The organism is Streptomyces uncialis, assembly GCF_001905345.1.
GTDB lineage: Bacteria > Actinomycetota > Actinomycetes > Streptomycetales > Streptomycetaceae > Streptomyces > Streptomyces uncialis.
Genome location: NZ_LFBV01000002.1, coordinates 355,893 through 380,992, shown reverse-complemented (window position 1 = coordinate 380,992; position 25,100 = coordinate 355,893). Strand labels below are relative to the sequence as shown.

19 protein-coding genes are annotated in these 25,100 nt (G+C 73.5%); 9 read left to right on the top strand and 10 right to left on the bottom strand.

Annotated features, from left to right (window positions below):
- Positions 1–145 precede the first annotated feature (145 nt).
- The 6 genes from AB852_RS10000 to AB852_RS09975 form a co-directional block, all read right to left on the bottom strand.
- Positions 146–2,491: a glycoside hydrolase family 65 protein gene (locus AB852_RS10000; RefSeq protein ID WP_073786209.1), complete on the bottom strand. Its 2,346-nt coding sequence runs from the start codon at positions 2,489–2,491 to the stop codon at positions 146–148.
- On the bottom strand, positions 2,488–3,225 hold the full coding sequence (locus AB852_RS09995; RefSeq protein WP_073786207.1) for an HAD family hydrolase: 738 nt from the start codon (positions 3,223–3,225) through the stop codon (positions 2,488–2,490). Before AB852_RS09995 ends, AB852_RS10000 begins: the two co-directional genes overlap by 4 nt.
- Positions 3,226–3,361: 136 nt before the next feature.
- Entirely contained in the window at positions 3,362–4,618 is a 1,257-nt protein-coding gene (locus AB852_RS09990) for a type III PLP-dependent enzyme (protein WP_079184478.1), read from the bottom strand.
- Positions 4,615–6,399, bottom strand: a complete 1,785-nt coding sequence (locus AB852_RS09985; protein WP_073786204.1) for an IucA/IucC family protein — start codon at positions 6,397–6,399, stop codon at positions 4,615–4,617. The genes AB852_RS09990 and AB852_RS09985 overlap by 4 nt, the downstream gene beginning before the upstream one ends.
- A gap of 7 nt (positions 6,400–6,406) precedes the next feature.
- Positions 6,407–8,161 carry an IucA/IucC family protein gene (locus tag AB852_RS09980; protein WP_079184477.1) on the bottom strand — a complete coding sequence of 585 codons (1,755 nt, stop codon included), beginning with the start codon at positions 8,159–8,161 and terminating at the stop codon, positions 6,407–6,409.
- Positions 8,158–9,357 (bottom strand): ATP-grasp domain-containing protein, encoded by a 1,200-nt coding sequence (locus tag AB852_RS09975; RefSeq protein ID WP_073787626.1) that lies wholly within the window; start codon positions 9,355–9,357, stop codon positions 8,158–8,160. The genes AB852_RS09980 and AB852_RS09975 overlap by 4 nt, the downstream gene beginning before the upstream one ends.
- A gap of 200 nt (positions 9,358–9,557) precedes the next feature.
- Here AB852_RS09975 and AB852_RS09970 point away from each other — a divergent pair, with 200 nt between their 5' ends.
- Positions 9,558–10,412 carry a (2Fe-2S)-binding protein gene (locus AB852_RS09970; protein ID WP_073786200.1) on the top strand — a complete coding sequence of 285 codons (855 nt, stop codon included), beginning with the start codon at positions 9,558–9,560 and terminating at the stop codon, positions 10,410–10,412.
- 270 nt (positions 10,413–10,682) lie between these two features.
- Positions 10,683–10,952 carry a hypothetical protein gene (locus tag AB852_RS39630; RefSeq protein ID WP_073786198.1) on the top strand — a complete coding sequence of 90 codons (270 nt, stop codon included), beginning with the start codon at positions 10,683–10,685 and terminating at the stop codon, positions 10,950–10,952.
- A gap of 238 nt (positions 10,953–11,190) precedes the next feature.
- Here the strand turns inward: AB852_RS39630 and AB852_RS09960 are convergent, their stop codons facing one another.
- The gene (locus AB852_RS09960; protein ID WP_073786196.1) at positions 11,191–11,625 is read right to left on the bottom strand and encodes a hypothetical protein; all 435 of its coding nucleotides are present in this window, start codon (positions 11,623–11,625) and stop codon (positions 11,191–11,193) included.
- A gap of 139 nt (positions 11,626–11,764) precedes the next feature.
- Between AB852_RS09960 and AB852_RS09955 the strand changes: the two genes are divergently transcribed.
- Both AB852_RS09955 and AB852_RS09950 read left to right on the top strand, forming a co-directional pair.
- A complete protein-coding gene (locus AB852_RS09955) occupies positions 11,765–12,607 on the top strand; it encodes a helix-turn-helix domain-containing protein (protein WP_073786194.1) in 843 nt (280 codons plus the stop codon).
- Positions 12,608–12,610: 3 nt separating this feature from the next.
- On the top strand, positions 12,611–13,618 hold the full coding sequence (locus tag AB852_RS09950; RefSeq protein WP_079184475.1) for a CehA/McbA family metallohydrolase: 1,008 nt from the start codon (positions 12,611–12,613) through the stop codon (positions 13,616–13,618).
- Positions 13,619–13,677: 59 nt separating this feature from the next.
- On the opposite strand, the gene AB852_RS09945 is transcribed toward AB852_RS09950, so the two are convergent.
- Positions 13,678–14,253, bottom strand: a complete 576-nt coding sequence (locus AB852_RS09945; protein WP_073786192.1) for a GNAT family N-acetyltransferase — start codon at positions 14,251–14,253, stop codon at positions 13,678–13,680.
- Positions 14,254–14,307: 54 nt separating this feature from the next.
- Positions 14,308–15,738, bottom strand: coding sequence for an MFS transporter (locus tag AB852_RS09940; protein WP_079184474.1), 1,431 nt, complete (start codon positions 15,736–15,738; stop codon positions 14,308–14,310).
- Positions 15,739–15,892: 154 nt separating this feature from the next.
- Here AB852_RS09940 and AB852_RS09935 point away from each other — a divergent pair, with 154 nt between their 5' ends.
- The 5 genes from AB852_RS09935 (at position 15,893) to AB852_RS09910 (ending at position 24,059) form a co-directional block, all read left to right on the top strand.
- The gene (locus AB852_RS09935; protein ID WP_079184473.1) at positions 15,893–16,495 is read left to right on the top strand and encodes a CGNR zinc finger domain-containing protein; all 603 of its coding nucleotides are present in this window, start codon (positions 15,893–15,895) and stop codon (positions 16,493–16,495) included.
- Positions 16,496–17,325: 830 nt separating this feature from the next.
- Positions 17,326–19,983: a class III lanthionine synthetase LanKC gene (lanKC, locus tag AB852_RS09925; RefSeq protein ID WP_073786188.1), complete on the top strand. Its 2,658-nt coding sequence runs from the start codon at positions 17,326–17,328 to the stop codon at positions 19,981–19,983.
- Positions 19,984–20,012: 29 nt separating this feature from the next.
- Positions 20,013–20,141 carry a SapB/AmfS family lanthipeptide gene (locus tag AB852_RS09920; protein ID WP_073786186.1) on the top strand — a complete coding sequence of 43 codons (129 nt, stop codon included), beginning with the start codon at positions 20,013–20,015 and terminating at the stop codon, positions 20,139–20,141.
- Between the two features lie 145 nt (positions 20,142–20,286).
- Positions 20,287–22,059, top strand: a complete 1,773-nt coding sequence (locus AB852_RS09915; RefSeq protein WP_079184472.1) for an ABC transporter ATP-binding protein — start codon at positions 20,287–20,289, stop codon at positions 22,057–22,059.
- Positions 22,056–24,059, top strand: a complete 2,004-nt coding sequence (locus AB852_RS09910) for an ABC transporter ATP-binding protein (RefSeq protein WP_079184471.1) — start codon at positions 22,056–22,058, stop codon at positions 24,057–24,059. The genes AB852_RS09915 and AB852_RS09910 overlap by 4 nt, the downstream gene beginning before the upstream one ends.
- A 100-nt stretch (positions 24,060–24,159) precedes the next feature.
- Here AB852_RS09910 and AB852_RS09905 read toward each other — a convergent pair whose 3' ends face one another.
- The gene (locus AB852_RS09905) at positions 24,160–24,768 is read right to left on the bottom strand and encodes a response regulator transcription factor (protein WP_073786163.1); all 609 of its coding nucleotides are present in this window, start codon (positions 24,766–24,768) and stop codon (positions 24,160–24,162) included.
- Positions 24,769–25,100: the final 332 nt, after the last annotated feature.

The window sequence follows — 25,100 nt, the reverse complement described above, 5'->3', positions numbered from 1 at the left end:
ACGCCGCGCACCCTACGGACTCCGGCCCCGCCCCGTCCACCGGATATCCGGCCCGCACCCCGCACCCCGCACCCCGCACCCCGCACCCCGCACCCCGCACCCCGCACCCCGCACCCCGCGCCTTGCGCCCTCGTGGCCCGTCCGCTCAGTGCCGCCGCGCCGGGCCCCGGTGCGGCGGCTGTTCCGGCGCGGGCCGTACCGGCACCGGCCTGATCCCGCGCCGCTCCGGCGAACCCCGCGTCACCAGCAGCGGTTTGCCGTAGTGCGTCACCCGCAGCGGCTCGCCCGACAGCACGCTGTACGACGCGGAGTCCCCGGTGATCTCCACCCGCAGCCGCCGCCCCACCACCTCCAGCGTGAACGCCAGTCTGCTGAACCGCTCCGGCAGCCGGGGCGCGAAGTCCAGGGTGCCGCCGCTCAGCCGCATCCCGCCGAACCCGGCCACCAGCGCCATCCATGTCCCCGCGAGCGAGGCGATGTGCAGGCCGTCCCGGGTGTTGTTCTCCAGATCCTCCAGGTCCATCAGCGCCGCCTCGGCCACATAGTCGTAGGCGAGCGCGAGATGCCCCGACTGCGCCGCGATCACGGCCTGGCTGCACGCCGACAGGGACGAGTCCCGGACCGTCAGCGGCTCGTAGTAGGCGAAGTTGCGGGCGGTGTGCTCGTCGTCGAACCAGTCGCTGCACTTGTACATCGCCAGCACCAGATCGGCCTGCTTGACGACCTGCTTGCGGTAGATGTCGAAGTACGGGAAGTGCAGCATCAGCGGATACTGGTCCGCGCGGGTCGCGGCGAAGTCCCACACCTGGTGCCGGGTGAACCCCGACGACTGCTCATGCACCCCGAGTTCCTCGTTGTACGGGATGTTCATCGCGTCGGCGGCGTCCCGCCAGGCCGCGCTCTCCTCGTCGTCCACCCCCAGCTCCGCCGCCCTGTGCGGATGCCGCTCCACCACGTCGGCGGCGGCCAGCAGATTCGCCCGCGCCATCAGGTTCGTGTACGTGTTGTCGTCCTGCACCGCGCTGTACTCGTCCGGCCCCGTCACCCCGTCCACATGGAACTTCCCATGGTGGTCGTGATGACCCAGCGAACGCCACAACCGGGCCGTCTCCACGAGGAGTTCGACGCCGGTGTCCCGTTCGAAGAGCTCGTCGCCGGTGACCGTCACATAGCGGACGACCGCGTCCGCGATGTCCGCGTTCACATGGAACGCCGCCGTACCCGCCGGCCAGTACGCCGACCCCTCCGACCCCTCGATGGTCCGCCAGGGGAACGCGGCGCCCTGGAGGCCCAGTTGCGCGGCCCGCTCCCGGGCCGCCGACAGGGTGTTCTGCCGCCAGCGCAGCGCCTCCGCCACGGCGTGCGGGGAGGTGAACGTGAGCAGCGGCAGCACGAAGATCTCGGTGTCCCAGAAGGCGTGCCCGTCGTACCCGGAGCCGGTCAGCCCCTTCGCGGGGATCGCCCGCTGCTCCGCGCGCGCTCCCGCCTGGAGGACGTGGAACAGGGCGAACCGCACCGCCTGCTGGATCTCCTCGTCGCCGTCGATCTCGACGTCGGAGCGCGCCCAGAAGTCGTCCAGATACGCGCGCTGTTCGGTGACCAGACCGTCCCAGCCGCCGCTCTTCGCCGCCGCGAGCGCCGCGTCGACCTGGTCGCTCACCGCGGGCAGCGAGCGGGTGCTGGACCAGCCGTACGACACGATCTTGTCGAGCCGCAGGGTGTCGCCCGGCGCCAGCGCGGAGGCGATGGTGAGCCGGGCGACATCGGCGCGGCTCTCGCAGCTCGTCGTGGTCGGGCGGGGGCCGGTGACGACATGGTCGGCCGCCGCGGCCACCCGCAGCTCGCTGGCGCGGGTCCGGTGCACCAGCTTCAGCCGGTTGCCCGACGCGAAGTCCTCCTCCGCGTCCAGCGGCGACTCCAGGGCCACCGCCGTGCGCGGGTCGCCGTCGGCGCCCGGCAGCTGCTCGTTGGCGACCAGCTCCGACTGCACCACGATCCGTACCTCGGAGTCGACGGGCTCCACCTCGTAGCGGACCGCCGCGATGGCCCGCTGGGTGAACGACACCAGCCGGGTGGAGCGCACCCGGACCCGGCAGCCCGCCGGGGACACCCACTCGCAGGTACGGGTCAGCAGTCCCGTCCGCAGATCGAGGGTGCGTTCATGGGACACCAGCCGTCCGTAGCGCAGATCGAACGGCTCGTCGTCCACCAGCAGCCGGATGATCTTGCCGTTGGTGACATTGATGACCGTCTGCCCCGACTCCGGATAGCCGTACCCGGCCTCCGCGTAGGGCAGCGGATGGAGCTCGTACACCCCGTTCAGATAGGAGCCGGGCAGTCCGTGCGGCTCACCCTCGTCCAGATTGCCGCGCCAGCCGACATGCCCGTTGGACAGGGCGAACACGGACTCGCTCTGCGGCAGCACCTCCAGGTTCAGCGCGCGCTCGCGCAGCGACCAGGGTTCGACGGTGTACGACGAATGGGTGATCACGCGGGTGCCCCCAGTTCGGCGAGGTCCTCGACGACGGTGTCCGCGCCGTGCGCGCGCAGGGCGTCGGCCTGGCCGACCCGGTCCACGCCGACGACATAGCCGAAGCCGCCCGAACGGCCCGCGTCCATCCCGGCGAGCGCGTCCTCGAACACCGCCGACCGCCCCGCCGTGACGCCGAGGTCGGCCGCCGCGGCGAGGAAGGTGTCGGGCCGCGGTTTGCCGGGCAGGGCGCGCCGCCTGGCGACCTCCCCGTCGATCCGTACGTCGAAGAGGTCCTCGGCGTGGACCGCCCGCAGGATGTCCCGGCAGTTGGTGCTCGACGACACGACCGCGGTCCGCAGGCCCGCCGCGCGGACCGCGTGGAGGTAGCGCAGCGATCCCTCGTACGCCTCGACGCCGCCCTTCCTGATCCGGGCCAGCAGCAGTTCGTTCTTGCGGTTGCCCAGCCCGCACACCGTCCCGGCCGCCGGCGGATCGTCCGGGGTGCCCTCCGGCAGTTCGACACCGCGTGCGGCGAGGAACGCGCGCACCCCGTCGGCGCGGGGGAGACCGTCGACGTACCGGTCGTAGTCGTCCTGGGAGAAGGGCCGGAACCCGGCGCCGTCACGGTCCCGCAGGAAGGCGTCGAACATCTCCTTCCAGGCGGCGGCGTGCACCACGGCCGTCCTGGTGATGACCCCGTCCAGGTCGAACAGACAGGCGGTGATGGTGTCCGGGAGACCGAGCTTGCTCATGGGCGAGAACCCTCCGGGGTCCGGGTCACCGACGCGTCGGCGCGGTCGCCGCCATCGTAGGACGCCCCGGGCCGCGCCACTCGTCGGCGGCCGCCCGTCCGGAGCCGCGGTGGGCCCGGACGGCCGTCGCCGGGGGTCACCCCGGGTCGCCGGGGTCACCGCCCGTGCCGAGGAAGTGGAAGCCGGGCCTGGGATGCATCAGGAAGTCATGGTGGGAGATGTTCCAGGCGTACGCCCCGGCCATCGCGAACACCACCCGGTCCCCGGCCCGCAGCCCGGCGGCGGGGACCCGGCGGGCGAGGACGTCCTTCGGGGTGCACAGCTGGCCCGCGAGGGTGACGTGCTCCCCGGCCGCCGCCCCGCGCGGCCACGGATGCGGCCACTCGTCGACCGGCAGCACCACGCACGGCTGGTCATGGCCCTTGGTCGCCGGGGTCCGCAGATGATGGGTGCCACCGCGTACGACGGCGAAGTCCTCGCCGTGACTGCGCTTCACGTCCAGCACCTCCGTCGCGTACCAGCCGCAGTACGCCGTCAGCGCCCGTCCCGGTTCGATCCGCAGCGTCGGACCGGGGTGGGCGGCGAGCAGCCGGCGCAGCGCGGCGCCGTAGCCCGCCCAGTCGAAGCGGTCCCCGGGGCGCGCGTAGTCCACGGCCATCCCGCCGCCCACGTTCACCTCACGCAGCGGCACCCGGTGCCGGGCGGCGAGCGCGGCGGACCAGCGGACCACCTCACCGGCGACGGAGGCCAGCTCCGGCGCGGCGAGCCCGCTCGCCAGATGGGCGTGGGTGCCCCACCACTCCAGCTGGGGGTACGTACCGTCGGTGAGGTCCCGCAGCACGTCGTCGGCCTCGGACGGGTCGATTCCGAACGGGGTCGGCCCGCCGCCCATCGCCAGCGCCCCGCCGCTGAGCGCGCCCCCGCCGACCGTCAGATTGAACCGGGTGAGCACCGGCACCCGCACCCCCGGCGCCACCCGGGCCGCGAGGTCCGCGAGCATCCGCAGCTCGTGTCCGCTCTCCACATGGAACCGGTGCACGGGCCGTTCGGACGCTGACGCGCCGGGCGCCCCGCGGCCCAGGGCCGCGAGGAGTTCCGCCGGGGTCTTGCCGGGCCCGCCGAACGCGATCGGACGGCCGGTGGCCCCGGCCACATGGGTGAGTTCACCGATCGACGCCACCTCGAAGCCGTCCACGAACGGCGCCAGCGCGGCCAGCACCGGCGGCTCGGGGTTCGCCTTGGCCGCGTAGTACAGCTCGACGCGTTCCGGCAGCGCGTCCCGGACGGCCGCCGCGTGGTCGCGCAGCGCGTCGAGGTCGTAGAGATAGGCGGGCAGCCGGTCGGCGGGCAGGGCGAGGGCCCGCGCGCGGACCGGTTCGGTGGGCGCGGTCACCGGGCACTCCAGTCGGTGTCGGTACGGCTGGCCCCGGACAGGACGTCCTCCGCCAGCGGCGACGGCAGCCGTACGTATCCGGCGTCACGGTCGGCGGAACGGTCCCAGCGGGCCAGCAGATTGGCCTTCGCGGGCAGCGGGACCCCCGCGAGCAGCGCTCGCAGCGGCGGCGGGCAGCCGTGGCCCCGGGCGTACTCCTCGATGGTGGCCCGCAGCCGCGCCCACAGTTCGCGTTCATGGTCCGGGTGCAGATCGGCGAGTGCCGCGAGGATCTCGGCGGCGTGGTTGACGAGCAGGCAGTACACCACCCGGTCCCAGCCGCGCCGGGCGTCGTAGGTCAGCGGACCCGCGACCTCGGGCGGCAGCGCGGCGAGGGCGTCGGCGTGGTACCCGGGGAGCAGCTTGGTGCCCTCCAGGTCGCGGAACAGGATCTGTACGGGCGTCCCGTCGCCGTCCACGCACACGATCACGTTCTGGAGATGCGGCTCCAGGACGACCCCGTGGTCCAGATAGGCCGCCAGGACCGGTGGCACCAGCAGCCGCAGATACGCCGACCACCAGGCGAGCGCCGCGCCCGGTCCGGCGCCCGCGAGCAGCCGGGACACCTGGGCGGGGCCCGTCGCGTACTCGTCGGCGACGGCGGCGGCCAGCAGCGGGGTCGCACCAGGCCGGACATGACGCTCCAGCCCCTCGCGGACGATGACCCCGAAGCCCTCCAGCAGGGTCCGGTCGGGCCGCCCGTCGGGGCCGGGCAGCGCCAGCGAGCGGTACGCGGGTTCCCGCAGGACCGCCGTACCGGGGAAACGGGCGGCGAGGTCCGCGAACACCGGGGCCAGCAGCCGGGTCAGCGCGACCGCGCCGGTCAGCTCGTAGGCGGCGTTCTTGCGCAGACAGTTGGTGATGCGCACGTTCAGACTGAACTTGAGGAAGGCGTCGCCGGTGTGCAGGGTCCGGACCGAGGCGGTGGGCCGCACGGGTTCGCCGCCCGCGCCGAGATCGAGGACATCGCCCCGGGCGAGGGCCGCGCGCAGCGCCGGATGCCCGCCCAGCATCTCGTACTGCCAGGGATGGGCGGGCAGCAGCCGGTAGCCCGCGGGGACCGGCCGCAGCCGGTCGACGGGACCGGTGGCGTCGGGGTCGGCGCGCTCCTCGGCGAGCAGCGTGTCCCGGACGGCCAGCATCCGCAGCGGGAACGACGCCCCGGCCTCCGGGGCGTAGGCCGCCCAGCTCGCCGGGTCGCCGCTGTGGGCCTTCGGCGTGGGATGGAACCGGTGGCCGAACAACAGGGACTGCTCGGAGTCCAGGTACACCGCCAGCGGGTCGCCGCCCCGGGTCGCGGCGCCTGGGCGAGGCGCGGCGAGCGCGGCACTGACCCCGCGATGGCTCGCGGTGACCTGGCCGAGGAACTCGTCGTTGTCGGTACCGGTGCGCAGCGAGAGCTCGGCGCGGGTGTACTCGGCCAGCCGCAGCCAGTCCACCTCGGACCAGGCGCCGTACCCGTCGCCCTCCTCGGTGCCGGGCCCGGCGAGCCGTTCGGTGACCGGGCCGGTGAAGCGGTGGGAGCCCAGCAGCGAGGTGCGGCGCAGCGCGACCCGCAGCAGGACGCCCCGGCGGGGAAGTCTCAGCAGCAGATGACCGCCGATGACGGCGGCCTGCCGTTCGGGCCCCGACACCTCGCGGAGCAGACAGTTGAGCAGGGTGTGCGCCACGGCCAGATCCGCGCCGGGCAGCGCCGGGACAGGGGCCGGAGCGTCCGGCCGGCCGGGGATGGTGCTGGGCATCGGCGGGTTACGCCCCTCGCAGAAGATAGTTGGGACCGGTGGTGTAGTGCTTGTTGATGTCGGACGCCCCCGAGCGCTGTTTGGTGAGCAGCGTTCCCGCCGTCACCATCGCCTTCACGGGCAGCTTCGCGGCGTCCAGTACATGGGCGCGCAGCGCGGCGCCGGGCTGGCCCGGCCGGGTGCCCAGCCGTTCGACGGCCTCACCGAGCCGGTCGCGCACCAGGGCGAGCAGCCGCTCCAGCGGCGCGCGCCCGTGCCGGGCCAGTCCGAACGCGCAGGAACCCGCGCACAGATGGACGGTGATCGTCGTGAACAGGTCGAGCACGGGACGGTCGTCGCCGCCGGTGATCCGGGCGTCGTCGAAGCCGGTGAGAGCGCCGGCATCACGGCCGAGCGCCGCGCGCAGCCGTCCGGTGTGGATGCGCGGGCCGTCGTTGTCCTTGAACAGCAGACGCAGCGTCGGCCGTCCGGGGCGGTCGTCGAAGGCCAGCGAGATGTTCTGCTGATGCGACTCCAGCGCTATGCCGTAGCCGAAGAGGGTGGTCTGCCAGTCGAACAGCAGGGTGAGGACCGCGTCGAGCAGGGCGAGCGGGTCGCCGCCGTGGAAGCGGTCCGCGAGCCGGTCTATCACCAGGGCGCCGCCCGGCTCCGGGGCGGTCAGCGCGGCCATCGGCACCACCACCGAACCGTCCAGTCCGTCCGGCCAGCCACGGCGCAGCACGGCGAGCAGCTCATGCCCGGCGTGCGCGTAACGGGTCTCGTCGGCGTGCAGCACCGTGTCCGCGAACCGGGGTTCCCGTGCGGTGACCGCCGCGAGGAGACGCTGGCAGACGGCGCCGTCGAGCAGGGTGCCGGGTTTGATGGTGCGCCGGTTGAGCCGTCCGAGGGTGGCGGTCGCCAGCGGCAGCTTCAGATGGACCCCGGGCCGGCCGGTGAGGGCCACGGTCCGCATGGACAGGGTCGGCACGACCTCGGTGTGCGGCCGGTCGGCGAGCCGCGCCCGGCCGGTGAGCCCCCGCTGCGCGAGGGCGTCCGCCAGTGGGCGGCCGAGGGTCAGGGGATGGACGGGCAGGGCGACATGGTCGTCGTCGAGCGCGCGGTCGAGCCCCAGCTCGGACGGTGACGGCCAGCCGGGTGTCGTGCTCAGTCCCTCGTCGGTCACGGTGGTCCGGGGCAGGGCGAGCCAGCGCAGCCGGAACGCCGGATGGAACTCCGGCGCGTAGGAGCGAAGCTGCCGGGGCGTCAGACCGCTGCGCCCGCGCCCGGTGGGGTAGACGGGGTGGTCGAGCCGGGCGGCGAGCGCGTCGAAGGGGAGCGGGTCCGTCCAGCGGGCGGGGTCGGGACCGTAGGTGCCGCTGAGCCGCGCCGTGATCTCGTCACGGGTGTCGCGGTGCAGCAGCTCCGCGGTGAGGGACAGCCGGCACTCCTCGGCGAACGCGTCGAAGCCGGGCCGGTCCGGCGGGTCGGCCAGGTCCTTGAGCGCGCCGAGCACCGCGTCGGTGGTGGTCAGGTCGGACGGTGCGCCCCCGCCGTCCTCGTGGCGCAGCAGCGGCAGCCGGGCGGCGAGCTCGCACTGGAAGCCGTCCGGTTCCACCGGCAGGGTCAATGAGCCGCCTGCGGGCAGCGGCAGCCGCAGCCAGCTCCCGTCGGCCCGTTCCACCCGGGTGGTCCGGGTGCGCAGCCCGGCCACGTCCTCCCGGAGCAGGGCGCTCAGGACCCGGACGAGATGCCGGTCCTCGTCCGTGGCGGTCCGTTCGGTCACGGTGTGATCTCCCACTGCTGGGCGGCCAGGAAGTCCCGTACGGCGGTGTCCACGGAGCCCTGGTCCCGGCCGGTCGCCCGGACGACACCGAGGATGTCGCGGTTGGTGTGGTACAGGTCGTGCCGTTCACCGGTCTCCCGCAGCGGACGGTACGTCAGCCGGACGTCACCGAAGGTCAGATCGGCGGGGCCGGGGGCCGCGGTGAGGGTGCCGGGGTGGCGCGCGTACGGATAGTCGAGGAGCGCGGCGCCGTCCGTGCGGGCGCCGAGGTCGGCGGGCAGTGGTTCACCCAGATGGGTGCGCAGGACATGCTCGAAGAGCGGAATGCCGAGCAGTTCGGCGAGCAGCAGGTCGCACTGGTCCCCGATGGCCCGGTAATTCACCTCGATGATCCGGGCGCGGCCGTCCGGACCCACCACGAATTCGGTGTGGCAGGAACCGAAGCCCACACCCAGGGCGTCGAGTTGGGAGACTATCCGGGACACCACGTCCGGGGGATGGGCGGGGACGAATCTCAGACGTTCCTCGATGAAGTACGGGGCGGGGGAGAGCTCCGTGCGGAATCCGCCGAGCACATGCCTGGTCCGCCCGTCACCGAGGGTCTCCAGGGTGTACAGCTCGCCTTCCAGGAACTCCTCCACCACCAGCGCGGTCCCGGGGCGGCGGGCCCGGATCTCCTCGCAGCGCGCGAGCAGCTCCCCGGCCGTACCGGCCATGACGACGTCCTCGCTGGCGACCCCCTCGCGCGGTTTCACCACACAGGGGAACGGCGGCTCGCCGGTGGTGGCCAGGACCTCGGCGGGCGGGGTGCGGCCGGGGATCTCCAGGGAGAACACCCGGTCCGCCCCGGCCGCCGCGAGATGCCGTCTGAGCAGGGCCTTGTCCTTGGTGCGCAGGGCCGCCCGCCAGTCCTTCGCGGGCAGTGCGAAGTACTCGGCCGCGAGCGCGGCCTGGGTCTGGAGATGGTCGCTGTTGGTGAACACCGCGTCCGGGGGGCGCCGGGCCGAGATCAGCGAGATCACCGCCCGGAAGTCCCGTACATCGCATTCCAGGACCTCGGTGTCCGGGTACCGCGCGCGGTGCGCGGCGGGCTGGTCCGTGAGCACGGTGACCCCCAGACCCAGGGTCCGCGCGGCCGGGAGGAACCCCTCGGTGACGGAGTCGGTGGGGTTCAGCGCGAGCAGGTACATCCTCATGATCGGGAACACGAGCCGAGAGCTTAGGTTAGGCATGCCTAAGAATGTCAATTCGTCCTGGCGTCATGTTGATTGGCGTGTCACCCCACCGGTGCTAGTAAGGTGAGCCTTTCCTTAGCCCGACGGATTTGCCGCCGTCCGTCACCCCGATTTTCTCATGCCCCCCACCCCCGTTCCCTGACGGTGTTCTAGGAGTGTCCGTGTTCCTGGCCCCGGCGTCGGCCCCGCCCGCCCCTGCCGTGAGCTGTTCCGCCCTGCTGACCGCGACCTACCAGCGCCTCATCGCCTACTGTCCCGCCCTCGACGTCCACACCGCCGAACCCTCGGCGACGGTCCGTCAGGGCTGGTTCGACGGCGCGGAACTGGCGTGCCGTGAGGACTTCCTCCACGCCTGGCTGGACAACCACGCGGCGGGTGTCCGCCTGCGCTACGACCACGAGGCCCGGCCCGATGTCGTCGCCTCCCGCGCACTGCACGGCTATCTGTGGACCGCGGCGCTGCTCATCAGCGGCCCCTGGTACCTCGAACGGCGGGTGCCCCGCGTCCGCCCCGCCGATCTGCGGATCAGCCGGACGAGCGACCGCTACGAGATCGTCCCCGGCGGCTTCTCCTGCCTGCCCGGCGACCCCGCCGCCGGACTGCCCGGCGTCCGGGTGCTGCCCGACGAGGAGTCGCTGCGCGCCGAACTGCGCGCCGCCCTCGCCGACCACGTCCGACCGCTGCTCGCGGCGACCGGTCCCCGGGTACGCCGCGGTCCCCGCGCGCTGTGGGGCATGGTGAGCGACGACCTGGTCTCCGCCATCTGGTACCTCGGCCGGATGCTCGACGAGGAGGACCGCGGGGTCCGCGAGGCGGACGCGGTGCTTCCCGGCGCCGTTTCCCCCTACCCCGGGGGCGCCGCGTTCCGCAATCTCACCTCGGCCGACGGCCGGACCCATCCCACCCGTACCCGGCTCGGCTGCTGCCTCTACTACACGATCCGCCCGGCGGAGGCCTGTGCCACCTGCCCGCGCACGAGCGACGAGGAACGGCTGCGCCGTATAGCGGCCTCCTGACCCGTACCGGGACGCACTCCCCGGTGCGGCTCCCGGTCCGCCGCTCCCGTAGCGCGTCCGCGACGACACCGGCCGCCCTCGCCGGAAGGGACCACCGGACGCGACCGACCCGGGCCCCGGCTCGTACGGTCACATCGTGCCGGGAGGCAACCGGCCGGGCGGGTGACCGTGCCGGGTGCCCGGGCTCACGCCGGGCCGACGGTACGTCAAGATCAAGAACCCGCGTAAATCTGACGAGATCCTCACAACCAAAACCGTATGATTCGCCGTATGTCCACGACTTCCGATCCGGCCCACCGGACCGAGGCGCCACGCACGGCCGCCGAGGTCAACGAGGACATCCGCGCGCTGTGGACACGCGCGGGCGGCAGACTGAGCACCGAACAGCGGCGCGAGTACCAGCGGCTGGTCATGGAGTGGTCCGAGGCCCGTCAGCGTCCGCCCGCGCGGGGTCCGCGCCCCGCCACCCTGCCGCGCCCCACCCGGGCGGCCCCCGCCGCCACCGCCGCCCCGACCGGCTCCGAGCCGCACGCCGCCTGAGCCCCGCGCCCGCCCGGAGCGCACTCGGCGAGCGTGTCGTCCGCGTCCGCGCTCTCCCTGACGCCCCGCCCGCGCCGAGCGTTCGGATGCCGAGGGCGACACCACCGACGTGGTCGGCCTGAGCCCCGCCCGCGCCGAGCGCACCACGGCATCCGCGAGGTTCGCCCCGTGGCCGCCTGATCCCCCTCCCGCCCGTGCTGAAGAAGCGGCGGTTCGTCGGGTCGGCCGGCCGCCCGGCCTATCCGCCGGAGCGGGCCGACCGCCGCAGCGCGACGACGTAGACGGCTGCGAAGCCGCCCACCACCAGCGCTCCCACGACCATGAACACCTTCCCCGCGACCGTGAGCGGCAGGACGTCCACGAAGGCGAGGACGAGCATCGCCGCGGCGCACACCGTGTTGACCGTGACGGCCGTCCAGCCGAGCCCCGCCGGAATCGGCCGACGCCGCGCGATCAGCGCGAGCACGACGGCCCCGGCCAGCATGCCGATCCCGAACGCCATCGACCACGGCAGCGGAAGGCCGAGCGGGTCACCGATCCGCTCGCCACCGAAGAGCAGGACCGCGCCGAGGACGGCGGTGCTCCAGGCATCGGCCCGCAGACCGGTACGGAGCAGATCCGGGGCGGAGACGGGGCGCACCGGTCGCGCGCCGGTCGTGGCCGGGACGGTCATGGGGTACTCCTCTGGTCGACGGGGGGCCGGGACGGGACACCGCCCGGTCCGGCCCCGACCATCGCACCGCACACCTCATCAGCTCAATGACCTCACAGGTCATGGGCCCCGACCGTCCCCCGTGACTACGCTCGCGGCCATGGAACAGCACCAGCCCTCCCCGTCGGGTGTCCTGCTGCGCGAATGGCGCACCCGGCGCCGGTACAGCCAGCTCGACCTCTCCCTGCTCGCGGACATCTCCGCCCGGCATCTGTCCTGTCTGGAGACCGGCCGGGCCCGCCCGAGCCGCACGATGCTGCTGAGGCTGTCCACCGCTCTGGACATCCCGCTGCGGGAACGCAACACCCTGCTGCTGGCCGCCGGTCACGCCCCCGCGTACCGGGAAAGCGGGTTGGACGACACGTACATGGCGTTGGTGAGGTCCGCGATCGACACCATGCTCAGGGCCCATGAGCCCTTTCCCGCCGTGGTGGTCGACCGCTGGTGGAACGTGGTCGACGCCAACCGCGCGACGGGCGTGCTCATGGACGGCATCCCGCCCCATGTGCTGGAGCCCCGGCCGAACGTGTTCCGGCTGACCCTGCACCCCGACGGACTGGCACCCCGGCTCGCCAACCGCACCGAGGTCCGGGAACTCTTCCTCGAACGGCTGCGCCGTCAGGCCGTCGCCACCGGGGACGGTGAGCTGCGCGCCCTCCATGAGGAGGTGCTGGGCTATCCGCACCCCACCGGCCAGGACACGGACGCGCCCCCGGCCGCCGTGCCGGGGCCCATCCAGGTCCCGCTGCGGATACGGAGCCCGCTCGGTGAACTCTCCATGTTCGGCACCCTGGCGACATTCGGTGCCCCGGCCGACGTCACCCTGTCGGAACTGGCGATCGAGCTGTTCTACCCGCTCGACGACTTCACCGCGCGGACGCTGCGCGAGCTGAGCGCGGCGGGGGAGCCCCGGGGCTCCGTGTCGCCGGACCGGGAGGTGTGACCGATGCGCGTCCCGAAGAGCGCGGCGGGAGCGGGGACCGCACCGGCGCCGGTCCGCCACGGGCGTGGCTGGTACCGGGGTGACTGCCATCTGCACTCGCTGGCGTCGAGCGGCGGCGAGCTGACACCGGAGCAGGTCGTGGCCGACGCGCGTGCGGCGGGACTCCACTTCCTCGCGGCCACCGAGCACAACACCGCCGCCACACATGACACCTGGAGCCGTCAGGCGGACGGCGATCTGCTGGTGATCCTGGGCCAGGAGGTCGTCACCCGCACCGGACACTGGCTCGCCCTGGGACTCCCGCCGGGGCATGTGGTCGACTGGCGCTACGGGGTGCGGGACGACGTGATCGAGCGGCAGCTGGCCGAGGTCCACCGGGCCGGGGGACTCTGTGTCGCCGCCCACCCGCACGCGCCCTACCCCTCGGGCACCTTCATGTACCCGTACCAGGGGTTCGACGCGGTCGAGGTGTGGAACGGGCCCTGGAGTTCGGACGTGCCGTGGCAGGCGGACAACGAGGCGGCCCTGGCCGAATGGGGCCGAAGCCTGGCCGCGGACCTCCACCAGGGACGGTGGCGGCCCGCGACAGGCAACAGCGACACCCACCTCAAGGGCCAGCTCGGTGTGCCGCACACCGTCGTGCTGGCCGAGGAACTGAGCGCCGACGAGATCCTTGCCGCGATCCGCGCGGGCCGGAGCTGGATCGCCGGATCCACCGCGGTCGAGCTGTCGTTCACGGTCTCCGCGGGAGACCGGAGCGCCGGGATCGGTGAACGGCTGGCAACCGGCGGCGAGCCGGTCGTGGCCCGGGTCGACGTACGCGGTGTGCCGTCCGGAACCGTCAGCTTCCACACCGAACAGGGAACGGCGCACCGCGCCCCGCTCACCAGCTCGGGAGCGGCCGTGGTGGAGTGGCGCGTGAGCGCGGCGGACTCGGCGTTCGTCCGGGTCGAGGTACGCCACCCCGGAGGGCATATGGCCGCGCTCAGCAACCCCGTCGTCCTGGCCTGAATCCCATGGGACCAGGCGGCCCTTCCGGGTGTGCGCACAGGGCTGCCCGGTCAGGGCCGTCAAGTGCCTCCGACGGTACGGCGCATCGCCGGGCGGTCCTTCCTGCGGCGGGCCACCTCGGTGAACCCGGCTTCCCGGAACGCGGACGCGATGCCGGTCATCGCGTTGTCCGCGCCGGCGGTCCTGCCTGGCGCGGGGTCGACAGGGAAGCCCTCGACCGTGTGCTGTCCGTGCTCGGCGGCGAAGCCGCACGCGGCGGTGATCATCTTCGTCTGGAGCCCTCGGTGGCGGTGGTCGCGCCGGACGAACAAGCAGTTGATCACCCAGACCGGTGTGGTATCGAGAGCTTTGGTGACCGGTGAACGCCGCAGGCGCGGGTACTCCGGGCGTGCGCCGATCCCGACCCAGCCCACGGGCTTGTCGTCCAGATAGCACACCAGCCCGGGTGGTGGCCGCTGTGCCGAGCGGGTGCGCAGCGCGTCCCGGTTGCCGTCGCCCGCGCCGGCCTGCCATTCCTTGAACGGGAGCCGCCAGTGCATGCACCAGCATCCGCGGGCGCCTCCGTTCGAGCCCATGACGCGCTCGAAGTCCTTCCAGGTCCCGGGTGCGAGCGGGCGGGTCGTGAAATCCGTCATGAGGGTGCCTCTCCTTTGCCAGTCGTCATTTCCGGGACCGCACCGGGACAGGAGTCATGTCCGCAGCCTCCCGCGCAGGGCCAGGGCGATCGGAACGGTCGACAACGCCATGGCCGCGCTCAGTGCCAGGGCCCACCGCCAGCCGGTGACCAGCGCCGCCGCGGTCTCGGGCCGTGGCTGGGCTGCGGTGACCGTGGCGGCCAGGGAGGTCAGCAGGGCCACCCCCAGGGCGATGCCCAACTGCTGGCCGGTGTTCATCACGGCCCCGGCGACGGCCTTGTGGTCGGCGGGCACGCCGTCGTTCGCGGCGACGCTGGAGACGACCAGTACGACGATATGGCCGAAGGCGTTGACCGAGGTGGCTATGAGGACCAGCCGCAACCCGCCCCGCTCGGGCAGGAAGGCGAGAGGCAGCAGCCCGGTCGTCGCGATGACGATGCCGGCCAGCAGCATCCGGTCGAGCCGTCGGCGCTGGAGGAGCCTGCCGGTCAGCACGCTGTTGCCGATGCCGATGACGCCCGAGACCGCGAACACCGCTCCGGTGGCCAGCGCGCCGTAACCCAGCACCTCCTGCACATACAGGGTCACGATGACGAGCATTCCGCCGTAGGCGGCGACCATCACCAGACCGATGAGATTCGCCGCGCCCACGGCCCGTGTCCGGAACAGCGACAGGGGCAGGAGGGGGTGGGGGCTCCGGCGCTCGACCCTGACGAACGCCAGTGCCAGGCAGACGCCGACGGCGAGGAACAGCGACGTGGACGCCCACGCCGTACCGGCTCCGAGTTCTTCGAGCGCGTGGACGACGCACAGCATCGCTCCCGCCGACAGCAGACCGCCCAGGACATCCAGCCGCCCGGCTCCGTCGACACGGCTCTCGGGCAGGAAACGCAGCGCCATTGCCACCGCCGCGATCACCACGGGCACATTGATGTACATCGTCCAGCGCCAGTCCAGGAACTCGGTGAGCACACCGCCACCGATCATGCCGCTGACGAATCCCGCGGACATGATCGCGCCGAAGATCCCCAACGCCCGCTCCCGCCGCGGCCCCTCGGGAACGGTCGCGGTCAGCAGACCCAGGGCGGAGGGCGCGATGAACCCCGCGGCCAGCCCTTGGAGGACCCGCCCGGTGAGCAGGGCGGCCGGACTCCACGCGGCGCCCGCCAGGACCGACGCGGCGCCCAGTACCAGCAGGCCGGTGATGAAGACCCGCCGGCGCCCGTACAGGTCGGCGACCCGGCCGCCCAGCAGGAGGGTCGAGGCGAAGGCCAGCGCGAAGGTGGACAGCACGAGACCTGCCGAGGCGGGCGCGAAGCCCAGTTCGGTGGTCATACGCGGCATGGCGATGTTGGCGATCGAGAGATCCAGCGCCACCAGGAACTGCGCGGCGCAGATCACCAGCAGCCCGAGCCCGCGACGGGTGGGCGGTGCCGCGGACCGGTCGGCGCGCACGTCGCTGAGCGTGTCCTTGTCCTGGGTCATCGCAGACCTTCCCTCCGCGCGCGCACCGCCGGTGCCCGCGGCGCCCTCTCGATCGTCACCATCAAACGGGTTACGATGGTGACGCTAGGAGGGCGGGTCGACATCGTCAAGCGGAACGCGACGACGAGGGGCCCGCGACCGAGGAGGCTTCGACGTGGACAACGGCTCCGACATGCACAACGACCCCAGCAACGCGGCGCCCGGGGCGCTGGAAGCGGTCCGCAGATTCGTCGACACCGACGACATCTACAACGGCCGCGACGCGCTGGCCGACGTGACGGCCGCGACCGAATGGCTGGTCGCCGAGGGGATGCTGGACAAGGGCCCGTCGATGACCGCACATGACCTGTCGGTGCTGCGGAACCTGCGCGACGCGCTACGGACGATGGCCGCGGCCAACACCCAGGGCGAGCAGCCGCCCCACGGGGCCGTCGACACGTTCAACGGCCTCGCCGCACGGCACGCCGCCTCGGTCCGCCTCGACGTGGGGAGTGGTGCGACGGCCGCCTCGCTGGAGCCGTGCGAGGACGGCCCCGGGGGTGTTGTCGCACGGCTCGCCGCCGCCGTGCACGGGGCCGTGCTCACGGGGACATGGACGCGGCTGAAGTCGTGCGACAACCCGGAGTGCCGATGGCTGTTCTACGACGGGTCGCGCAGCCGGACGGCCCGGTGGTGCAGCATGCGTGCCTGCGGCAGCATCGTGAAGGCCCGCCGCTACCGCGACAAGCAGCGCCGAGGCGCTGCGGACGCCTCGTGACACCAGGTCAGGCGGTGCGTCGAGCCTCCGCACGGTAGCGCGGGGCTCGCACGGCCGCCCGGCTGCGTTGGCCTCCCACGGCCGCTCGGCCGAGCCGGTACCCGTGGGCCGGCCGAGCGGGCGATTCCCGCGCCCTGGCCCGACGCGATCCACGTCCGACGCGATCCCGTCCGACGTGATTCACGCCCGACGTGATTCACGCCCGACGTGATCCACGTCCGACGCGTGGCGGCGACCGCGTCGGCGGCGAACCCGGTTCGTCGCCGCCCGGACCCGGCAGGCCCTCCGCCGCGACCTCGGTGGGCCGTTCTCCCCGCCACCCGCCACCCGCCACCCGCCACCCGCCACCCGCCACCCGCCACCGGCGGTGACCCCGTCCCCCGGGCCACCCCGGCCACCCGCCCCGGGTCACGGAGACGCGGAACGTCATGGAGATGACGCGGAACCTCACCCGGACATGCGGAACGCCCTGTGCACGTCGTCATCCCGGACGTGCGTTCGCCGCCCTTCCCGCCTGTGCCCTCTCACCGTTCCGCCCGGCACCCCGGCCGGGCCGTCGGGCCGCGCCTGGTCGGCGGACAGGTGCTGACCTGGACGGATCGCGTCACGGTCGCCCTCGTCGGCGGGTGGTGGCACTTGACCCGGCCCCGGTCATGACGCACACCGGGAGGGTGTGAAGTCCACGTCCACCGTGTGCACTTCGCACGGCGGCGACGTGCCGGCGAGAGGTGACAACGACGACTGTGCCGCGCCGCAACACTGTGGAAACGTTTCTCCCATCAGCCGGTCGGAACATCCAGCCGGAACTTCGGAACCTGTGAGGAGCGAGTATGAATCCCGAGTACGCCGCGTACTGCCAGACGGACCCCGACTTCTACGACGCCCCCCACAGCGGCGGCGGGTCGACCGGCGGGCCCGAGCTGTTCGGCCCCGCCCGGGAGGGCGCCCCGGACGGCTGGGAGGCCGAGTCGCGGGGGGACTGGCTGTCCTTCACCCCGCCCGGGGTCCGACTGCCCGCCCAGGGCTGGAAGATCCATGTCTCCGCCGGGCTCGACAACGCCGAGAGCGTGCTGCGCCGGGTCCTCGCCGTCTGTGTCACCCACCGGCTGCCCATGAAGTTCGTCCCCGGGCCCCGGCTGCTGCATCTGCGCAACGCCAAGTACGCGGACCGCGCCGGAAGCGGCAAGTTCATCACCGTCTACCCGCACTCCGAGGAGCAGTTCCCCGCGATCGTCGAGGAACTGACGGAGCTGCTCGCCGGTGAGCCGGGACCGTACGTACTGAGCGATCTGCGCTGCGGCGACGGACCCGTGTACGTGCGCTACGGCGCCTTCGCCCGCAGATTCTGCATCGACACGGACGGCCGCACCGTACCCGCCGTGGCCGACCCCGAGGGCACCCTCGTACCCGATCTGCGCGGACCCTCCTTCCGGGTCCCCTCCTGGGTGACCGTGCCCGCCTTCCTGGAACCCCATGTCGCGGCCCGCTCCGCCTCCGCCGGCGTCATGCCGTACACGGTCGAGGGCGCTCTGCACTTCTCCAACGGCGGCGGTGTCTACCTGGCCCGCGACAACCGCTCCGGTGACCGTGTCGTCCTCAAGGAAGGCCGTCCGCACGCCGGACTCGCCGCCGACGGCGCCGACGCGGTCGCCCGGCTCGAACGGGAACGCGCCGCACTCGAACAGCTCGCCGGGCTCCCTTGCGTCCCCGCGCTGCTGGACTCCTTCGACATCGACGGACACCGCTTCCTCGCGCTGGAACACATCGAGGGCACCACCCTCAGCACCGTGCTGGCCCGCCGCTATCCGCTGGCCCGCTCCGAGGTCACCGAAGCCGAACTCGCCGAACACGCCGCGTGGGCACGGCACATGTACGGCCTCGTCGAGAACGCGGTGCACGCCGTGCACGACCGGGGCCTGGTGATCAGCGATCTGCACATGGCCAACGTCATCGTCAGCGACGACGACTCACGGGTCGTCCTGCTGGACTTCGAGGCCGCTTCCCAGGCCGACGAGCGGCAGCGGCAGATCGTCGCCAACCCGTCCTTCGTCGCCCCCGCCGACCGGCGCGGCGTCGACATCGACCGGTACGCGCTGGCCTGTCTGCGGATCGCGCTGCTGACCCCGCTGACGATGCTGTTCGCCATCGACCGGGTCAAGGCACGCCATCTGGTGCGCCAGATCACCCGGACCTTCCCCGTCACCGAGGAAGAACTGGCGCCCGCCCTCGCCGAGATCCTGCGCAACCCCGACGGCGCGCCCGTCACCGGGCCCCGGCCCGCCGCCCGGAACACCGCCGCCGACACGGCCGGACCCCGGGGCGCGGTGGCCGATGACTGGGACGTCCCCGAACCCGCCGACTGGCCGCGCAGCCGCGACTCGATCGCACAGGCCATCCTCGCCTCCCGCACCCCCGAACGCGACGACCGGTGCTTCCCGGGCGACATCGCCCAGTTCGCGTCCCCGGTCGGCGGCCAGAGCTTCGGCTACGGCGCCGCGGGTGTCCTGTACGCCCTCCAGCAGACCGGCGCCCCGGTCTGCCCCCAGAGCCTCGAATGGCTCCTCGACCGCGTCAAGGACCCGGCCTCCGGCACCCCGATCGGCTTCTACGACGGCCTCGCCGGCATCGCCTGGACCCTGAACCGCCTCGGCCGCACCGAAGAGGCACTCGCCACCGCGCGACTGATCGCCCGCCAGCCGCTCGACGGCAGATCCGCCGACCTGCACAGCGGACACGCGGGCATCGCCCTGGCACTGGGCGACCTGGCCCGCGCCGCCACCGGCGCCGAGGCCGCCGAACTCGCCGAGGCAGCCGACCGCTGCACCGAACTCGCCGTACGCGCCCTGCACTCCACCACCCCGATCCGCCGTACGGGACTCCTCCACGGCGCCGCGGGCCTCGCGCTGCTGTTCCTGCGCCGCCACGAGAGCACCGGCGACCCCGCGTACCTCGACCTCGCCGCCACCGCGCTGCGCCAGGACCTGGCACGCTGCCGCACCGGCCCCGAGGACGCCCTGCTCGTCCTCGACGGCAAACGCACCCTGCCCTATCTCGGCGGCGGCAGCGCGGGTCTCGCCCTCGTCCTCGACGACTACCTGGCGCACCGCCACGACCCCGGGATGCATGACGCGCGGCTGCGGATCGAGCCCGGACTGCGCTCCTCCTTCTACATCCAGCCCGGTCTGTTCCGCGGAGCCGCCGGACTGGTCCTGCTCCTCGCCCGCACCCCCTTCGGCGACCCCGCCGAACGGCAGCGGGTGATCCTCCGGCACAGCCGGCTGCTCGCCCTGCACGCGGTGCCCTACGCGGGCGGCCTCGCGTTCCCCGGCGAGCAGATGCTGCGCCGCTCCATGGACCTCGCCACCGGCACCGCCGGTTGCCTGCTCGCCCTCGGCAGCGCCTTCGGCGACGAACCCGCCGCGCTGCCGTTCCTCCCGCCGCTCACGCGGCCCACAGACCGGCCCCAGCCAGGGGCCGAAACCCAATGAGATCCATCCGTCCCCAGAAAGGATCAATCATGGCTCTTCTCGACCTTCAGGCCCTGGACACCCCCACCGAGGAGTTCGGCGACACCGCCACGGGAAGCCAGGTCAGCCTGATCGTGTGTGAGTACAGCTCGCTGAGCGCGCTGCTCTGCACCCCGTGATGATCCGCCGGGAGTCCGCTCGATGAGCCGCTGCGCCGGTCCGGCCGACGCACCCGCCCGTCACTCCCGGCTGTGATTCCCCGGTCCCGGGCCCTCGTGGCCCGGGACCGGTCGCGTGCGACCGGCTCCCCGGAAGGACCCCGGCGTGAACACCAGCCCACCCACCACGGGCGGCCCCCGCCACCAGCACCACCCCGGCCCCGCCGGGCCCCCCGCGACCGGGCCTGAGCCGCACCGGGAGGACCGGACGCGGGCCGGACGGCTGCCGCTCGCCGCCGTCACGCTGTGCTCCGTGGCCGCCGCCGGAGCGGCCCTCGCCCTGCCGGCCGTACTGGGCGCCGCCCTCGACACCCTGCTGGCCACCCGTCGCGTCCCCTGGGCCGGACTGCTGCTCGCCACCGCCCTGACCGCGGCCGAGATCCTGCTCGACAGCGCCGTCGCCGTGATCGGCGGGACCACCACCGCACGGCACACCGCCTTCCTGCGCCGCGGTGTGCTCGACCGGGTGCTGCACGCCGCCCCGCACCACGCCGACCGCTTCCGCCCCGGCGACCTGACCACCCGTCTCACCGCCAACGCCGGTGAGGCCGGAGCCGTCCCCGTCACCATCGCCACCGCCGCCGGGACCGTCCTGCTCCCGCTCGGCGGAGCGCTCTGCCTGTTCCTCATCGACCCCTGGACCGGGCTGGCGCTGCTGGCCGGACTGCCGCTGTTCGCCCTGCTGCTGCGCGCACTGGTCCGGGACACGGCCACCGCCGCCGCCGACTACCAGCGCGAACAGTCCACGATCGCGACCCGGCTCAGCGAGGCGCTGGACGGCATCGCCACCGTCCGGGCCGCCGCCACCGCCGACCGTGAACGGGCCCGCGCCCTCGAACCCCTCGACCGGCTCGCCACCCACGGACGGCGCACCTGGCAGGTCCAGGGCCGGGCCGTCGGCGGGGCCGCCGCGCTGCTGCCGCTGCTGACCCTGCTGGTCCTGGCGGTCGGCGGACTGCGTCTGTCCCAGGGCGCGCTCACCACCGGTGACCTGCTCGCCGTCGCCCGGTACGCGGTCCTCGCGGTCGGCCTCGGCGCGCTGACCGGCGCGCTCGGCGCCATCTCCCGGGGCCGGGCCGCCGACCGCCGTCTCGACGAACTGCGCGGGCTGCCCCCGCTCGCGCACCACGGCCGCGTCCTGCCCGGGAACGGCCCCGGCGAACTCCGGCTGCGGGACGTCGGCGTCGTCCGCGACGGCCGCCCCCTGCTGACCGGGGTCGACCTCACGGTGCCCGGCGGCGCGACGGTCGCCGTCGTCGGACCCTCCGGCTCCGGCAAGTCCCTGCTCGCGGCGGTCGCCGGACGGCTCCTCGACCCCGACACCGGGACGGTCACCCTCGACGGCGTCCCCCTCGACGGGGTCGACCCGCTGCTGCTGCGCACCGAGGTGACCTTCGCGTTCGCCCGCCCCGCCCTGCTCGGCGCGACCGTCGGCGACACCATCGCCTTCGGCGCCGTCACACCCGACGGACCGGCCGTCCGCGCCGCCGCGCGGGCCGCGGCGGCCGACGAGTTCATCGCCCTGCTCCCGGACGGCTACCGCACCCCGCTCGACCGGGCCCCGCTGTCCGGCGGTGAACGGCAACGTCTCGGTCTGGCACGGGCGTTCGCCCACCCCGGGCGGCTCCTCGTCCTCGACGACGCGACGTCCAGCCTCGACACCGTCACCGAACGGCTCGTCCAGCGGGCGCTCATCCACGGCACCGGCCACCGCACCCGGATCGTGGTCGCCCACCGGGTGTCGACGGCCGCCGACGCCGACAGCGTGATCTGGCTGGACGGCGGCCGGGTCCGCGCCCACGCCCCGCACACCGAACTGTGGGCCGACCCCGGCTACCGGGCGGTGTTCCGGACCGGAACAGGGGACGACACCCGATGAGCGCCCCCCGCACGCCCTCCGGCAGCCCCTCCGCCACCGCTCCCGGTACCTCCCCCGGCACCGAGCGGCCCGCCGACGCCCCTGACACCGGCACGTCCCCCGACGCGGCTACGGCTCCCGGTACCGAGCGGCCCGCCGACACCGGCACGTCCCCCGACGCGGCTACGGCTCCCGGTACCGAGCGGCCCGCCGACACCGGCACGGCCCCCGACACCGAGCGGCCCGCCACCGCGGCCACCGTCAGCGCCACCGCCGCCACCAAAGGCTCCCTGCGCAGGGTCACCCGTGAGGCCCGGCCGTTCCTGCGCGCGCGCACCGGACCCATGGGCCGGCTTTCGGCCTGGTCGCTGCTGGAGTTCGGCCAGACCCTCATCGGCGGATACGCCGTCGCCCAGGCCCTCGACCGGGGCTTCCTCGACGGCGCCCCGGCCGTAGGACTGCTGTGGCTGGCCGTCGCCGCTCTCGCGGTGCTGCCCGCCGCGCTCGCCACCCGGGGGGTCTTCGCGGGCCTCGCCGACCTGGTCGAACCGCTGCGGGACGGCCTGGTACGACGTGCCGTCACCCGCGGGCTGGGGGAGGCCCTGGACGGCGGCCCCGCCGACAGCCGGTCCGTGTCCCGGGTGACCCATCAGAGCGAGATCGCCCGCGACGGATGGGGCGGACTCGTGCTGTCCCTGCGCTCATTCGTGTTCACCGCCGTCGGCGCGCTGGCCGGGATGGCCGTACTGTCCCCCCGGCTGCTGCTCGTGGTGCTGCCCCCGCTCCTCGCCGGGATCGCCCTGTTCGCCGTCACCCTCGCCCCCATGGCCGTCCATCAGCGCGCCTACCTCGACGCCGACGAGGCGTTCGCCGCCCATACCGGTACGACGGCTGGCGCCCTCACCGACATCGCGGCGGCGGGCGGCTCCCCGCAGGTGCGCGAACGGGCCGCCCGGCTCACCGACGACCAGACACGGGCCGCCCGCAGTCTCGCCCGCTGGGCCGCCGCCCGGATCGTCGCCCTCGGACTCTGCGGGGCGCTGCCCCCGATCCTGCTGCTGCTCACCGCGCCCTGGCTGCTCGACCACGGACTCACCACCGGCGGGCTGCTGGGCGCCTTCACCTATCTCACCCAGTCGCTCGCACCGGCCGTGCACGCGCTGCTGACCGTCCTCGGGACCGCCGGAGGACGACTGGTGGTCGTCCTCGACCGCTTCACCCGGCCGCTGTCCCTGCCGTCCCCGCCCGCGGCGCACCCCCGCCACGGCCACGCCCTGCCCGAAGCCCCGCTCACCGCCGAACTGCGCTCCGTGAGCTTCGCGTACGGGCCCGCCGCCCGGCCGGTCGTCGACGGGCTCGACCTGGGCCTGCGTCCCGGTGAACGGCTCGCCGTGGTGGGCCCGAGCGGCAGCGGCAAGTCCACGCTCGCCGCCCTCCTCGCCGGGGTGCTGCCCCCGACCCGGGGCGAGGTGCGCTGGCTGGGACGGCCCGCGGCGTCCCCGGACGGCCCGGAACCCACCGCCCTGCGCACCCTGCTGCCGCAGCAGGCATACATCTTCACCGCCACGCTCCGCGACAATCTGCGCTATCTGCGTCCCGGCGCCACCGACCGGGAGATCACCGACGCCCTCGCCGAGCTGGGCGCGGACCGGCTCGCGGAGCGGGTCGGCGGGCTCGACGCACCGGTGGGCCCCGCCCGGCTGTCCCAGGGCGAACGGCAGTTGCTGGCGCTGGTGCGCGCACATCTCACCACCGTCCCGCTGCTCGTCCTGGACGAGGCCACCAGCCATCTCGACCCGGCGGCCGAGGCACGGGCGGAGGACGCGCTCGCCCGCCGCCCCCGGACCCTCGTCGTCATCGCCCACCGTCTCGCGTCCGCCCGGCGGGCCGACCGTGTCCTGCTCATGGACGGCGCGGCCACCGAGTACGGCACCCCGGACGAACTCCTCGCCCGCTCCGCCCGCTACCGGGACCTCGCGGGCCACTGGGCACCCGACCACCGGATTCCCCAACCCCGATAGGAGCCGGGCCATGGCCGCCACCCTGACCGCTCACGGCCGGGTGCCACGGCTGCCCCGGACCCGACCGGCTTCCCGGTGGGCCGCGTCGCGCGAGGGCGGTTCACAACCACCCGCATTCCTTGGAGAGCCTTATCGCGTCGAGCCGGTTGCGCGCCCCCGTCTTACGTATCGCCGCGGCGAGGTAATTGCGTACCGTACCGCTCGCCAGACACAGGGAACGCGCTATCGACGCCACCGACTCACCGTCCGCGGCCAGCGAGAGAACTCGCAACTCACGCGAGGAAAGCGGTACCTCCGAGGCCTGGAGAAGGGTGAAAGCGAGGGATTCGTCGATATGACGGCCACCCGCCCCGACTTTCCGCACCACTTCACACAGGTGATCCACCGGACCGAATTTGTCGATGTATCCGGTGGCCCCCGCCTCGAACGCGGTACGGAGATCCCCGATACGATTCCGGCGGGCGAGCACGGCCAGGGCGATGTGCTGCCCCTGGCGGCCGCCGCGCAAGGATTCCACCAGCCTCATGATGTCCCGGGAATCCGGACAGTCGAGATCCGTGAGAACTATGTCCGAGGGTGACTCCGCCAGGGCCGCGGGCACACCGTCCAGGTCGGTGGCCGCCACCTTGAGGCCAGGGTCCCTGCTGAGCAGCGAAGCCAAGGACGCCCGCCACAGGGACACCGTGTGCACCAGCAGAACCTTCGTCATGAGCTGCTCCTCGACACAATCTCCCGTGAGTCCCGCCGATCGGTACCCGTCGGGTCTCTTCTCGATCAACCTTCACCCCCAGCACATCAGTGGTGCCATGCCAATACTGTCCGATTCACCGGGAATTGACTGGTGGCCGGATGCACGGGGGAGCAACGGAAGAGCGCGACAGGCACAGTCGTGCGCCCCCACGCCCACCGCCTGCCCCAAATGGCTGAAGCCGCGCACACCGCGGAGCATTTGGCGGGAATTCGATCCGCCGGTGCGCGGGCGGTCGGGGTCGTAGCAGGTGACCCGGGGGGGAATTGCCGCCGATGCGCCGGTGAATTCGT